At 66.0% G+C, this 14082-nt stretch carries 14 protein-coding genes; 8 read left to right on the forward strand and 6 right to left on the reverse strand.

Going from position 1 to position 14082, the window contains the following annotated elements:
• From GDA49_11850 to mutL, 5 genes are read left to right on the forward strand one after another with little or no spacing between them, the layout of a single operon-like run.
• On the forward strand, positions 1–456 hold the full coding sequence (locus tag GDA49_11850) for a DUF3035 domain-containing protein (protein ID MBC6441075.1): 456 nt from the start codon (positions 1–3) through the stop codon (positions 454–456).
• Positions 386–1903 (forward strand): insulinase family protein, encoded by a 1518-nt coding sequence (locus GDA49_11855; GenBank protein MBC6441076.1) that lies wholly within the window; start codon positions 386–388, stop codon positions 1901–1903. The genes GDA49_11850 and GDA49_11855 overlap by 71 nt, the downstream gene beginning before the upstream one ends.
• Entirely contained in the window at positions 1893–3224 is a 1332-nt protein-coding gene (locus tag GDA49_11860) for an insulinase family protein (protein MBC6441077.1), read from the forward strand. Before GDA49_11855 ends, GDA49_11860 begins: the two co-directional genes overlap by 11 nt.
• Positions 3225–3267: 43 nt before the next feature.
• On the forward strand, positions 3268–4491 hold the full coding sequence (locus GDA49_11865) for a glucose-6-phosphate isomerase (protein ID MBC6441078.1): 1224 nt from the start codon (positions 3268–3270) through the stop codon (positions 4489–4491).
• Positions 4488–6311, forward strand: a complete 1824-nt coding sequence (mutL, locus tag GDA49_11870) for a DNA mismatch repair endonuclease MutL (GenBank protein MBC6441079.1) — start codon at positions 4488–4490, stop codon at positions 6309–6311. The genes GDA49_11865 and mutL overlap by 4 nt, the downstream gene beginning before the upstream one ends.
• A gap of 131 nt (positions 6312–6442) precedes the next feature.
• Here mutL and rsmD read toward each other — a convergent pair whose 3' ends face one another.
• From rsmD to GDA49_11885, 3 genes are read right to left on the reverse strand one after another with little or no spacing between them, the layout of a single operon-like run.
• Positions 6443–6997, reverse strand: coding sequence for a 16S rRNA (guanine(966)-N(2))-methyltransferase RsmD (gene rsmD / locus GDA49_11875; GenBank protein MBC6441080.1), 555 nt, complete (start codon positions 6995–6997; stop codon positions 6443–6445).
• The gene (locus tag GDA49_11880) at positions 6972–7724 is read right to left on the reverse strand and encodes an rRNA pseudouridine synthase (protein MBC6441081.1); all 753 of its coding nucleotides are present in this window, start codon (positions 7722–7724) and stop codon (positions 6972–6974) included. Before GDA49_11880 ends, rsmD begins: the two co-directional genes overlap by 26 nt.
• Positions 7724–8449 (reverse strand): gamma-glutamyl-gamma-aminobutyrate hydrolase family protein, encoded by a 726-nt coding sequence (locus GDA49_11885; GenBank protein MBC6441082.1) that lies wholly within the window; start codon positions 8447–8449, stop codon positions 7724–7726. Before GDA49_11885 ends, GDA49_11880 begins: the two co-directional genes overlap by 1 nt.
• A 92-nt stretch (positions 8450–8541) precedes the next feature.
• Here GDA49_11885 and GDA49_11890 point away from each other — a divergent pair, with 92 nt between their 5' ends.
• Complete coding sequence (locus GDA49_11890; GenBank protein MBC6441083.1) at positions 8542–8970, forward strand: nucleoside deaminase; 429 nt, start codon at positions 8542–8544, stop codon at positions 8968–8970.
• A gap of 201 nt (positions 8971–9171) precedes the next feature.
• On the opposite strand, the gene GDA49_11895 is transcribed toward GDA49_11890, so the two are convergent.
• Positions 9172–9639 (reverse strand): isoprenylcysteine carboxylmethyltransferase family protein, encoded by a 468-nt coding sequence (locus GDA49_11895; GenBank protein MBC6441084.1) that lies wholly within the window; start codon positions 9637–9639, stop codon positions 9172–9174.
• On the reverse strand, positions 9636–10130 hold the full coding sequence (locus tag GDA49_11900; protein MBC6441085.1) for a GNAT family N-acetyltransferase: 495 nt from the start codon (positions 10128–10130) through the stop codon (positions 9636–9638). The genes GDA49_11895 and GDA49_11900 overlap by 4 nt, the downstream gene beginning before the upstream one ends.
• Positions 10131–10241: 111 nt before the next feature.
• Here GDA49_11900 and GDA49_11905 point away from each other — a divergent pair, with 111 nt between their 5' ends.
• Positions 10242–11159, forward strand: coding sequence for an HNH endonuclease (locus GDA49_11905; GenBank protein MBC6441086.1), 918 nt, complete (start codon positions 10242–10244; stop codon positions 11157–11159).
• Here the strand turns inward: GDA49_11905 and purD are convergent.
• Complete coding sequence (purD, locus tag GDA49_11910) at positions 11156–12436, reverse strand: phosphoribosylamine--glycine ligase (GenBank protein ID MBC6441087.1); 1281 nt, start codon at positions 12434–12436, stop codon at positions 11156–11158. The genes GDA49_11905 and purD overlap by 4 nt on opposite strands.
• A 50-nt stretch (positions 12437–12486) precedes the next feature.
• On the opposite strand from purD, the gene GDA49_11915 reads away from it, so the two are divergent.
• A complete protein-coding gene (locus GDA49_11915) occupies positions 12487–13977 on the forward strand; it encodes an exodeoxyribonuclease VII large subunit (protein MBC6441088.1) in 1491 nt (496 codons plus the stop codon).
• Positions 13978–14082 lie beyond the last annotated feature (105 nt).

Genomic DNA, 14082 nt, shown 5'->3' on the forward strand with positions numbered 1-14082 from the left:
ATGCGACGCTGGGCGATGGTTCTTGCGGTGGGCCTGCTTTCGGCATGCGGTGGCGCTGAGACGCTTCAGGGTCAGGGCTACTTGCCGCCCAGTGAGGTGACGGCGATGCGCACCATTCCGCTGACCGTGCCGCCCGATTACGGCGTGCGACCGACCGGCGTCTCGAGCAACATCGTCGACGAGCGCGAGGAGACGGTCGTCCAGACGCTTCCGCTCGACATGACCGTGGGTGAACAGGTCCTGCTCACCCGGGCGGGTGTGCTTGATGCCGACCCCACGATCCGCCAGACCCTGAGCCGCGAAAACGCGCTTCTGACCGACGATCCGGCGCTTGTCGAAGCGCTTCTGTTCGGCAGCTATCCCTCGGCCGACGAGGTCACGCCGGATGTCGTCATCGTGCAGCCCGAGGACGAGTCCGACTGGTTCGACGAGGTCTGGGATTCGCTCGGCGAATGAGGGCCTAGCGGGCTCACAGTCCTGTCATCCGCCTTGTGTTGGACGCACTTGCACCCTAGCTCCACAGCGTAGTTCAGCCAGACGGAAGCTGCCTGTGTTCCTATCCCGCCTTGTCCTGCCTTCGATTCTCCTGCTTGTCACGCTCGCATCCGCCCGTGCCGACGGCGAGAGCCTGTTCGGCGCTGAGAGCTTCACCCTGTCGAACGGTATGGAGGTCGTGGTGATCCCCGACCACCGCGCCCCGATCGTCACCCACATGGTGTGGTACCGGGTCGGATCGGCCGACGAGGAGCCTGGCCAAACGGGCATTGCCCATCTGCTGGAACATCTGATGTTCAAGGGAACAGAGCAGACGCCTGACGGCGAGTTCTCCTACATCGTCGCGCGCAACGGCGGCTCGGGTAACGCCTTTACCAGCTACGACTACACGGGTTACTTCCAGAACATCGCACGCGACCGGCTCGAGTTGATGATGGAGCTCGAAGCCGAGCGCATGACCGACCTGCTGATCACCGACGGGCAGGTCGCGACCGAACGGCAGGTCGTGCTCGAGGAACGCAACATGCGGGTCGAGAACGAACCCTCCGGCATCTTCGCCGAACAGCTCCGCGCCACGCAGTTCTTCGCTCACCCCTACGGATGGCCCGTGATTGGCTGGGAGCACGACATCAAGGCGCTCGGCCTTGAGGATATCATGGTGTTCTACCGGCAGCACTATGTCCCGAACAACGCGATCCTCGTGGTCGCCGGCGACGTGACGGCCGAGGAACTGAAGCCCATGGCGGAGCGCATCTATGGCGCGATCCCGGCGGTGGAGATCGACGAACGCACGCGCGCCCAAGAGCCACCGCAACGTGCCGCGCGGCGCCTCCTTTACGTCGACTCGCGCGTCGCGCAGCCCAGCCTGCAGATGATGTATCTCGCGCCGACCTATGCGACCGGGCCCGAGGAGACGGCCTATGGCCTTGAGGTTCTGGCCGAGGTGTTGTCGGGCTCCACGACCAGCCGGCTCCATCGCCGTCTCGTGGTCGAGCAGCAGCTCGCGGTCTCGGCGGGTGCCTGGTACAGCGGCGATGGCCTGGACCAGTCCCGCTTCGGCTTCTGGATCGTCCCCGCCATCGGGGTGACGATCGAGGCCGCCGAGGCCGCCCTGCGCGCCGAGATCGCCGCGTTGCTTGAGGACGGTGTGACCGGGGACGAGGTCGCCCGCGTCAAGACACGCATGGAAGCGGACCTGATCTACGCCCGCGACAACGTCGCCGCGATCGCGCGCTGGTACGGTTCCTGGCTCGCCGTCGGCATGAGCGTCGAGGAGGTCGAGAACTGGGCCTCGCGGATCGACGAGGTCACCGTCGACGAAGTCAATGCCGCAGCGCGTGCGGTGCTTGTACCCGAGACGGAAGTGACGGGTATCCTTCTGCTGGAGGCTCCGACCGATGCGCTCTAGGCTGTTCTCTCTTCCCGTCGCCCTGATCCTTGCTGTTGCCGTCCTGCAGCCGGCGATGGCCAGTGACATTGAGATCCTCACGACGCCCGCCGGCATTGAGGTCTGGCTCAAGCAGGAGCCCTCGATCCCGATCGTCAGCATAGAGGTGGCTTTCGCCGGTGGCGCCTCGCTCGATCCCGATGGCCGGGAAGGTCTCGCCAACATGGTGACCGGCCTGCTCGACGAGGGGGCGGGCGATCTCGACAGCTACGCCTTTCAGGACAAGCTCGATGCGCTGTCGATCCGCATGAGCTTCAATGTGGGACGCGACGCGTTCTACGGTTCGCTGACGACGCTTGCCGCCAATCTGGACGAGGCCGAGGCACTCTTCGCCATGGCGCTCAACAACCCGCGCTTCGATGAGGAGCCGGTCGAGCGGATCCGTGGCCAGATCACGGTGGGCCTGTTGCGCGATCAGGAGGACCCCTCATCACGCGCGTGGCGGGCCTGGAGCGAGGCCGCGTTCCCCGGTCACCCATACGGCCGTCCGGTCGATGGAACACCGGACAGCGTCAGCACCATCACAGCTGACGATCTGCGCGGTTACGTTGACGGGAACTTCACCCGTGACCGGCTCTTTGTGTCGATCGTCGGTGCCATAACTCCGGAGCGGGCGACCGCACTGGTCGACACTGTCTTTGCCGATCTTCCGTTTCAAGGCGTTGCGCTGACGACCGTCGATACCGCTGTGGGCGCGGGCGGTGTCAACGTGATCGCGATGGATGTGCCGCAAAGCGCCATCGTGTTCGGGCTGGCGGGCCTGATGCGCGGCGATCCCGACTATTATGCCGGTGCCGTGCTCAACAAGGTGGTGGGTGGCGGCGGCCTCAGCACCCGGCTCTTTGAGGAGGTCCGCAAGAAGCGTGGCCTGGCCTATGCCACCGGCAGTTCTCTCTTTGCCTACGACCACGCGGGTCTCTGGGTCGGTTCCGCCGGCACCCAGAACGCGCGAGCCGGCGAAACGCTCCAGGTCATCCGCGACGTTCTGAATGACGTTGCCGAGAATGGCGTGACCGATGAGGAAGTCGACGATGCCAAGGCCTACATGACGGGTTCGTTCCCGCTGCGGCTCGATAGCAATCAGTCGATCGCGAACATGCTGCTCGCGATCCAGCTCAACGATCTCGGTGTCGACTACATCGAACGTCGCAACGACTACATCGAGGCGGTGACCGCCGAGGACATTCAGCGTGTCGCCCGACGCATCCTGGATGCCGACAACCTGCTGGTTGTGGTCGCTGGCCAGCCTGTGGGGATAACGCCCAGCGTTTCCATCGATTGAGGTCCTGTCGACTGGTAATTTGGCACGGTGATCGGACACGCCCATGACCTACACGCTTTCGCAAGACGACCATCACGACGCAGACACGCAGTTGGCCGCCGCGTTCGAGCGCTTTCACGCCGATCTCGGGACCGACCGTCTCGATTGCCTGACAATTGCTGAGGCACACGACGATCTCGCGGCGCTTGAAACGCATGCCGCACGCATCGTCGAGACGTCCGACGACGTTCTGGTGCTTGGCATCGGCGGGTCGAGCCTTGCCGCCCAGACACTGCTTGCGCTGTCGGATGACGCGCGCCACCGGGTGCGGCTCCACACGATCGACAACATCGATCCCGAAACCTGGAACGCGCTCCTCGCGCGGCTCGATCCCGCGCGTAGCCATGTTCTCGCGGTCTCGAAATCGGGCCGCACTGCCGAGACCCTGGCGCAATTGCTTCTGGCGATGCGCTGGCTCGATGAGGCCGGATGCTCGACGGGCGAACGGCTGACGGTGATCACCGAACCGGGGCCGCGTCCGTTGCGCGATCTGGCCGACGTCGCCAAGGCACCTGCGATCGATTATCCGACCACGATCGGCGGTCGTTTCTCGGCCCTCAGCCCGGTCGGCATGCTGCCGGCCATGCTGGGCGGACTGGATGCTGCTGCGGTCCGACGGGGGGCGGCGTCCGTGCTCGACGACATACGTTCCAACGGCGTTGCGAGCGCACCGGTGCGCGGGGTCGCCGGGCTCGTGGGATCGGAGATACGCGGCGCGACGGTCCAGGTCTTCCTGACCTACAGCGACCGACTCGCCCCTGTGGCGCCTTGGTGGGTGCAGCTCTGGGGTGAAAGCCTGGGCAAGGACGGCAAGGGCTCGTCGCCGGTCGCGGCAAAAGGTGCGACCGACCAGCACAGCCAGCTTCAGCTCTGGCGTGACGGGCCCAAGCGCCACATGGTGACCGTGCTCGGTCTTGAGGGCGGGGCCGATACGCCTGCCATGGCTGCCGGACATCCCGATCTCGCCTATCTCAATGGTCGCACGCTGGGCGACCTGTTCGAGGCCGAACGCGAGGCGACCTGCGAATCGCTTGCCGTGGCCGGTGTCCCGGTCCGGAAGTTCCTGGTCGCCCGCGCTGACGAAGCGGCACTCGGTGCCCTCTTCGCGCACCTCATGGCCGAGACAATACTGATGGCGCCCATGATCGGCGTCGATGCTTTCGGCCAGCCCGCCGTCGAGGACAGCAAGGTGAGGGCGCGCGACAAGCTGCGGGCGATGGCACCATGAAGGTCATCCGCCGCCTGTCGGAAACAACTGTCAACCGCATTGCTGCGGGCGAGGTGATCGAGCGGCCGGCCTCGGTCGTGAAGGAGCTGGTCGAGAACGCCATTGATGCCGGGTCGACCAGGATCGACATCACGATCAATGGCGGCGGGCGGACCTTCATCGGGGTCTCCGACGACGGCGTCGGCATGGAAGCTGATGATCTGGCGCTCGCGGTTGAGCGGCATGCCACCTCGAAACTGTCCGATGATGATCTCACCGACATCGCGACACTCGGATTCCGCGGCGAAGCGCTGCCCTCGATCGGCGCGGTGGCGCGCTTGCGAATCGTGACGCGCCAGCACCGGTCGGACAGCGGCTGGGAGATCCGGGTCGACGGCGGCAAGGTCGGTGCGGTCGAGCCCGCGCCGCGCGGTCCCGGCACCACGGTCGAGGTCGCCGATCTCTTTTTCGCCACGCCGGCGCGTTTGAAGTTCATGAAGTCCGAGCGGGCCGAGAGCGGTGCGGTTTCCGATGTCGTCAAACGACTCGCGATGTCCCATCCCGAGGTCGCGTTCACGGTGTCCAACGACGGGCGCAAGAGCCTCGGCTACGGTGCGGAGGCCGGTGACTTGCTCGATACCAGACTGAACCGGCTGGGGGCGGTGATGGGTCGCGCCTTCCAGGACAATGCCGTCGCGGTCGACGCCCTGCGCGAGGACGTCCGGGTGACCGGGTACGCCGGTCTGCCGACGCTCAACAGGCCGACCGCCCAGGGCCAGTTCCTCTTCGTCAACGGCCGGCCCGTGAAGGACCGTCTGCTGCTGGGTGCCGTGAAGGGTGCCTACCAGGACGTGTTGGCCTCGAACCGCCATCCGATGGTGGCGCTGTTCCTTGAGCTGCCGCCGCGCAAGGTCGACGTCAACGTGCATCCCGCCAAGGCCGAGGTGCGTTTCCGCGACAACCAGCTGGTGCGCGGGCTGCTTGTCTCGGCGCTGCGGTCCGCCCTCGAAAGGGCAGGCCATCACGCCTCGACGACGGTGGCCGAGGACACGCTGGCGAAGCTGCGGCCCGGTGTTGCGCCACAAGCCGCACCCCATCTCTTCGCCGGGCACCGGCCGCGCTTCCGTGGCGGCATGGCCGAGGCCGCGGCGGCCTACAACACGCCACTGCAGGCCGACTACGCGCTTCAGGAACGCGTCGATACCGCCGAGACGGGTTTTGTTCCCGTCGATGAATCCTCGGTGCCGATCGACCCCATGACCTATCCGCTGGGCACGGCGCGCGGCCAGTTGCACGAGACCTATGTCGTCGCCCAGACGTCCGACGGCATCGTCATCGTCGACCAGCACGCCGCGCACGAACGTCTTGTCTATGAGCGCATGAAGGCGCAGATCGCCGAAGAGGGCGTGGGCCGCCAGCTCCTGTTGTTGCCCGAGGTCGTGGAGTTGAGCGAAGACGCCGTCGATCGCCTCGTCGCGCGCGCGGCGGAGCTCGGTGAGCTAGGGCTTGCCCTCGAGCGCTTCGGTCCGGGCGCTGTGGTCGTGCGCGAGACACCGGCGCTCCTGGGCGAGACCGACATCAAGGGTCTCGTCGCCGATCTGGCCGACGAGCTTGCCGAGTTCGACCAGGCCTTGAGCCTTCGCGACCGGCTGGAGCATGTCTGTGGCACCATGGCCTGCCACGGCAGCGTGCGTGCCGGCCGCCGCCTCAACCCGACCGAGATGAACGCGCTGCTGCGCGAGATGGAGGTCACGCCGAACTCCGGCCAGTGCAACCACGGCCGCCCGACCTACGTCGAACTGAAGCTCGTCGACATCGAACGCCTCTTCGGCCGGCGCTGACCCTCCGGAGTGTCATTCTGGCCGCGGCACAGCGGAGAGGCGGAACCTCGAGAGGCCATCGCCAGCCTGTCGAGGTCCCGGATCAGCCTTTGCTTCGCTCCCTTGTCCGGGATGACAGGGGTGGCGGATCGTCACACAACCCGGAGGAACACGAGCTGGGTGTCGCCGTAGGTGCGGTCGTCGATGATTTCGAAACCCTCTGGAGCTTCGAAGGCGGCTCTGCGATGGATTTCGACGCAGGCGATGGCGGCGGCGGCAAACCAGCCGCCGGCACGCATGGCGCTGAGCACGTCGGCGGTGGCCTCAAGACGGTAGGGCGGGTCGAGATAGGCCAAGTCGACCGGGCGCGCCGGGCGGGGCATGGATTTCGTCGCATCGTTGCGCAGCAGAGCCGTGCGCTTTTCCTCGCCAAGGTGTTCGATGTTGCCCCGCGCGGCCCTGTGCGCCTCGACGCCATTGTCGACCAGGGTCGCAAAGGCGGCACCGCGGGAGAGCGCCTCGAGCGCCACGGCCCCGGTTCCGCAGAAGATGTCGGCGACATGGACATCCTCCAGACCGTTCCAGTCGATGCTGTGAGCCAGCAGGTTGAACAGCGCCTCGCGGACCCGGTCGCTGGTCGGTCGGATATCGTGGCCGCCTGGTGCCTGGAGCCGGCGCGCCCTATGCCGGCCGGCGACGATGCGCATCAATCCGGTCCGCCCAGCGCTGGCCGAGCTGTTCCTTCAGGATCTTGCCGTTGACCTCTTCGTGCTTGCCGCGCTTGAGCGCACCCAACTGGAAGGGTCCGTAGGCCGTGCGCAGCAAGCGGTTCACGTTGAGATCGAGCGCGCCAAGCACCTTCCGGATCTCGCGGTTCTTGCCCTCGCGCAGGGTCATGGTCAGCCAGGCGTTGGCGCCTGACTGGCTGTCGATCGTGGTATCGATCGGGCCGTAGCGGATGCCGTCGACGGTCATGCCCGCTCTCAGCTTCTTGAGCATGGTGTCGTCGGGGCGGCCGTAGACCCGTACCCGGTAGCGCCGGGCCCATCCGGTCTCTGGCAGCTCGAGCCAGCGGGCGAGCTCACCGTCGTTGGTCAGCAACAGGAGCCCCTCAGTGTTCATGTCGAGGCGGCCGACAGCGACGATATGGCCCCGGTTCTCGGGCAGCAGATCGAACACGGTCGGCCGGTCACGCTCGTCGCTCCGGGTCACGACCGTGCCTTCGGTCTTGTAGAGCCGCCACATACGCAGGCCAGGCTGGGCGCCGATGCGCTCGCCGTCGACCGTCACGACATCGTCGGGTTCCACAGTGAAGGCGGGCGATTCGAGCGCCGTGCCGTTGACCGCCACCCGGCCCTGTTCGATCAGCCGCTCCGCCTCGCGTCGCGACGCCACACCCGCGTGCGCCAGTCTCTTGGCTATACGCTCAGGCATCAGGCCTTGCAGGCCTTGAGGAAGGCGCTGAACAGCCGCGTGTCGCCTTCGGAGATGTGGTACTCCGGGTGCCACTGGACGCCGAGGCAGAAGCGGTAGTCGGGGTGCTCGATGCCTTCGATCACGCCGTCGGGCGCGATGGCATTGACCACGACCTGGTCGCCGATGTCGTCGACCGCCTGATGATGGGCGCTGTTCACCGGAAGCTCGTTGGTTCCCACGATGTGATAGAGCAGCGTGTCCTTGGCGACGGCGATGTCGTGTCCGGGTTCGGTTCGCGGGTTCTTCTGCTCGTGTTCGAGACAGCCCGACACTGCGTCCGGGATGTGCTGGATCAGCGTGCCGCCCAGCACCACGTTCAGCAGCTGCTGGCCGCCGCAGATGCCGAACACCGGCTTGTCGCGTCTGAGCGCGCCTTCGGTCGCGTCCCATTCGAAGCGCGTGCGCCGGTCCTTCGTCGTGACGGTGTCATGGTGCGATTCCGCACCGAACAGGGCGGGATCGACGTCGAACGCGCCACCGGTGACGATCAGACCGTCGAGCTCCTCCAGATAGACCTCGGCCAGGTCCACCTCATGACCGATCGCAACGGGCAGGCCACCGGCCTCGGCGACCGACGACATGTAGTTCTGGCGAACCGCGTACCAAGGCAGGCTCGAATAGCCGCCGGGCTCCTCGGAATCGAGCGTGACGCCGATCAGAGGGCGGCTGCGGTTGCTGGGCATGGAGGGAATCCGTGTGCTTGATGCTGTGCGCAATGTGGCGGCAGGCAGGGGGGCATGCAAGATTGGCGCTCATGGGGCAGCAACCGACCTTTATGGAACTCGCGCTCGCCGAGGCGCGCCAGGCAGGCGACCGCGGTGAAACGCCGGTGGGCGCCGTCGTCGTATGCGGCGGCGTGGTGCTTGGCGCGGCGGGCAACCGCGTGCGTGAAGCCAACGACCCCACGGCGCATGCCGAAGTGCTGGCGATCCGCGCCGCCTGCGAACATGTCAGCCGCCCCCGCCTCGACGGCGCCGACCTCCACGTCACCCTGGAGCCATGCGCCATGTGCGCCGGCACCATCGCCGCGGCCCACATCGCCCGGCTCTACTACGGTGCTGCCGATCCGAAGGGTGGCGCGGTCGATCACGGCCCGCACCTCTTCAGCCAGCCGACCTGCTACCACCGCCCGGAGATCTACGGCGGCATCGACGAGACCCGCTGCGCGGCCTTGCTGAAGGAGTTCTTTGCCGCGCTGCGTTGAGCGGCTGTTGCCCTTTTCGACTCTCACCCCGACCCTCTCCCGGTCCCGGTAGAGGGGATGTAATATCGGCTTGCCTGAAGCTGCCCTCGCCCATCGGGGAGAGGGCAGCGCAGACTTGGCGAGGAACGAGCCTGGATGGGGTCGGGTGAAGGGGGTGCACTTGCAGATGAAACAGGCCACCAGCATCCTTCGTTCGATGCCTCAGAGCCAGCGCCGCACCTGCCGGCAGAACGCCCGGTAGTCCTCGCCGAAGAGACCTTCGAGATACCGTTCCTCGCGCCGGATGACGCCCCAGTGCAGGGTCGCCACCAGCACCTGCCAGACGGCCAAGAGCCAGAGTGTGTCGAGGGCGAAGCCGAGTCCCAGAAACAGCGTCACCATGGCGAGGTACATCGGATTGCGCGTGTGTTTGTAGGGGCCTTCGGTGACCAGTGCGGTTGAGGGATGCCAGGGTTCGACGGCCGTCTTCTTGTGGCCGAAGCAGCGGACCGCCCAGAGTGCGAGCCCGATGGCGGGGACGATGAACACGGCACCGAGGACGTACTGCACGGTGTCGTCCAGGAAGGGTGCCGGCCAGATGCGGTCGAGCTCGAGGCCCGCCAGCAGGAGAAGCAGCACGATGATCGGCGGCGGCGCGATGACGCTGGCTGTCTTGCGTTCCTCGCTCATGCCCCTTGTTTCACCTTCTCCATGAACGCGACCGGAAGGTCGACACCGGCCACCGTCGGCATGCTGCCACGTTCGTAGGTCCTGTAGCCCAGATGCGCATAGAACGCTTCGGCATTCGCATTGGAACGGACGATGAAGGCGACATAGCCCTGTCCGCGCGTGTCCGCTTCGGCCGCTTCGACCATACGCCGCCCAAGACCCGTGCCCGCCAAGGCTGGATCGACAAACACCTTGCGGATGCGTGTAACATCCGGGCGGTCCTCGACCGCGCACCAGCCGGCCGTGGCCATGATGGTGCCACCATCGGCCACCGCGAGCTGCAGGTGATTGCGCATCAGCACATCAGCGTAGCCGTCACTCTCGATCTCGGCGACGTGCGCCGCGATCTGTGCAGCTGTGTTGTGGGTCCCGGCGAGAGCCCGGAACGCGGTGGCGTGCAGGCGGCGCACCGCCAGGATGTCCTCGGGTGCGATCGGGCGGAGGAGCTTCATTGAATCTGAACTCGCGTTTGGATCCTCGCTTCGGTTCGACGGACAACTACGACTCAGCACGCTTTAAGGTTGTGCAATTCACTGGCAGTCTGACTCCAGGAGGTGCCGAACTTGACCAGACTGGTCCTGTTGCACAAACAAGACTCGATCTACGACGATCTGCCAGATCAACGTTATCACTTTCCGAACCGCTCCTATCTTTCGGCGTTGCGGGAAGCAGTTGGTGACTGGATCGTCTACCACGAGCCGGGCGCGGGGGGAGGTCGGCGGTCCTACTTCGCGATCGCGAGGGTGGTCAGCGTGGAGCCGGACCCCGAACGTGACGACCACTCATATGCAACCGTGGCCGACTATCTGGATTTCTCGGACCTGGTCCCTCTTCATGACCCGAATGGCGACCACTATGAGAGTGACCTCCAGCAGCCGGATGGCTCAACAAACCGGGGACGGATCCAGCGTGCAGTTCGCCGGATCAGTGATGCCGACTACTTGTCAATTCGCGCCGCTGGGCTTCGTTCGGCCCACAAGTACCTCGACGACTTGCGAAGCGAAGAGGTTGCAGATGGTTTGGCCGAAGATCAGGCACCATATGATCGTCCAATGGTTTCCAGCACAGGATCCAGACCTTTCCGTGACGTCGCGTTTCGTCATGCTGTGCTCAGAGCCTATGACTCACATTGCGCGTTTACCGACCTCAAGGTCGTGAATGGCCGCCAGCGCGTTGAAGTTGACGCGGCGCACATTCGACCGGTCGGTGATAACCATCGGGGCAGCGACAGCATTCGAAATGGCCTGGCGCTGTCAAAGACAGTTCACTGGCTGTTCGATCGCGGGATCATCGCTGTTAGCGACGACTTCGAGATTCTTGAGTCGCCAGGACGGCTGCCAGACAAACTCAAGCCACTGTTCCGAGATGACGGACTTATCAGAATGCCAGAACGAAGATCGGAATGGCCCAGTCCGGTCAACCTTCGCTATCACCGTGACATGTTTGAGGACTGCTACGGACGTTTCTCCAAGCTGAACTAAACCTGCCCGCGCTCGATCGCACGCCAGCCGATGTCGCGGCGGCAGAAGCCCTGGGGCCAGTCGATCGTGTCAGTGGCGGCGTAGGCGTTACACTGGGCTTCGGCAATGGTGGAGCCGAGTGCCGTGACGCCCAGAACGCGGCCGCCGGTGGAAAGCCATTGGTCGCCGTCGCGGCGGGTGCCGGCGTGGAAGACCGTGACGTCATCCAGGCCGCCGGTGGCGTCGAGGCCGGCGATCGGCGTTTCCTTGGGGTAGCTACCGGGATAGCCCTCGGTCGCCATGACGACGCAGAGCGCGGCCTCTGCGTGCCAGCGCAGATTCATATGGTGGAGCTCGCCCGAGCGGGTGGCAAGCAGGGCGGGGACGAGGTCCGACTTCAGGCGCGCCATCATCACCTGGCACTCCGGATCGCCGAAGCGGACGTTGAACTCCAGAAGCTTCGGCCCGGCGGCCGAGATCATAAGACCGGCGAAGAGCACGCCCCGGAACGGCGTACCGCGGCGGGCCATCTCGGCGACGCTGGGGCGGATGATGGTCTCGAGGATCTGCTCCTCCATCTCGGGCGTGACGACCGGGGTGGGCGAATAGCAGCCCATGCCGCCGGTGTTCGGCCCGGTGTCGCCGTCGCCGACCCGTTTGTGATCCTGAGCCGTCGCGAGCGGCAGGACGTGTTCGCCATCGGTCAGGACGTGGAAGCTCGCTTCCTCGCCGTCGAGGAACTCCTCGATCACGACGCTGATGCCTGCGGTGCCGAAGACGCCCGTGACCAGCGCATCGTCGATCGCGGCATGGGCCTCGCCCATGGTCATGGCGACGGTGGCGCCCTTGCCGGCGGCGAGCCCGTCGGCCTTCACGACGATCGGCGCGCCGCGCTCGCTCGCCCAGGCCCTGGCGGTGTCTGCGTCGGTGAAACGCTGCCAAGCGGCGGTCGGCACGCCCGCAGCGTCGGCGACCTCCTTCATGAAGGTCTTGGAGCCCTCAAGCTGCGCAGCGTCTGCATCGGGACCGAAACATGGGATGCCGGCATCCTCCATGGCATCGACGATTCCTGCGACCAGCGGTGCCTCCGGCCCCGGCACGACGAGGTCGATACCGTTTTTGCCCGCCCAGGCGACGAGGGCCTCGACGTCTTCTGCGCCGATCGCAACCGGTTCGGCATCAGTCGCGATGCCATCGTTGCCGGGTGCACAATAGAGTTTTGTCACCAGCGGGGAGTTCGCGATGGCCCAACACAGCGCGTGTTCGCGCCCGCCACCGCCGGTCACCAGAATACGCATCCCCGCCACCGCATTGTGTCTGCCCGGCTGCCTTGTATCATGCACCCGCCATGCCGACAGCCCACAGCGCCGCGCAGCCTGCGGACAACTTGCCCGAACTCAGTGTTTCCGAGCTCTCCCGTGCGGTGAAACGCACGGTCGAGCAGGCCTTCGACCGTGTGCGCATCCGGGGGGAAATCGGCCGTGTCACCGTGGCGGGATCGGGCCATATGTACCTTTCCATGAAGGAAGAGAACGCCGTGCTCGATTGTGTCTGCTGGCGCAACACGGTGAACTGCTTGACGCACATGCCCGAACAGGGCCTGGAGATGGTCGCGACCGGACGATTGACGACCTACCCCGGCCGGTCGAGCTACCAGCTTGTGATCGAGTCCATCGAACCCGCAGGGATCGGCGCGCTCATGGCTCTGCTGGAACAACGGCGCAAGGAGCTCGCCGCCGAAGGGCTCTTCGCCGAGGAACGCAAGAAGCTGCTGCCCTTCCTGCCCGCCGTGATCGGCGTCGTGACCTCGCCGACGGGTGCCGTGATCCGCGACATCATGCACCGCCTGCGTGATCGCTTCCCGCGCCATGTCCTGCTCTGGCCCGTGGCCGTGCAGGGCGATGCCGCAGCCGAGCAGGTCGCCACGGCGATCCGCGGCTTCAACGCCCTGGAGCCGGGTGGTGACGTACCGTGTCCCGACCTGATCATCGTCGCGCGGGGCGGCGGCAGCGTGGAGGACCTCTGGGCCTTCAACGAGGAGGTTGTGGTCCGCGCTGTGGCCGAGAGCACGATCCCGCTGATCTCGGCCGTGGGTCACGAGACCGACACCACCCTGATCGACTTCGTCTCGGACCGTCGGGCGCCGACGCCGACCGCTGCCGCCGAGATGGCCGTGCCCGTGCGCGCCGAACTGGAGGCGCGTGTGCTTGATGCCGAGGGGCGGCTGGTCGGTAGCGCGGGGCGTATGATGGAACGCCTGCGCGGTGACCTGCGGGGGCTGGCGCGCGGCCTGCCATGTCCTCAGAGGCTGGTCGAACAGAAGAGCCAGGACCTCGACAATGCCGCCGAGAGTTTGCGGCGGGTCATGGCGCTGGGCCTGAGCGAGCGGCGCGACCACCTGCGCAGCCTGGCCTTGCGCCGCCCCGAGGAGATCATTGCGACCAAGCGGGTCGTCCTGACCGAAGTCGCTGCGGGCCTTCGCCTGGCGCGCCTGAGCGACCGGATCAACCAGTCCCGCGAGCACATCGGCCGCCTGGGCCGCGACCTTGCGCGCAACACCACAGGTCGGCTCGACGCGTCGCAACGTCAGCTGACCCAGCTCGGCAAGTTGCTGGAGAGCCTGAGTTACCGCAGCGTTCTGCAGCGCGGCTATGCTGTCGTCCGCAGCGACGGAGCGCCGGTCACGCGCGCAGCGGGTGTCGCTGACGGCGCGGCGCTGGCCATAGAGTTCGCCGACAGCACGGTCAACGTAACGGTGGGCGATTCACCGCCGGTTCCGAAAGCCGCCGCGCCGAAACGCAAGAAAACCGCCACGGGCGAACAGAGAGACCTGTTCTAGGGCGCACGCGCGATCCTCTCGTCGTCATGGCCCACGTGATGGGACTATCCATCGTCCGATCTCTCGGTTGCTCACGTTGCAACCCGTTGGGTATCGCGATGGAAC

It is taken from the genome of Rhodospirillales bacterium (assembly GCA_014323865.1).
Taxonomy (GTDB): domain Bacteria; phylum Pseudomonadota; class Alphaproteobacteria; order SP197; family SP197; genus SP197.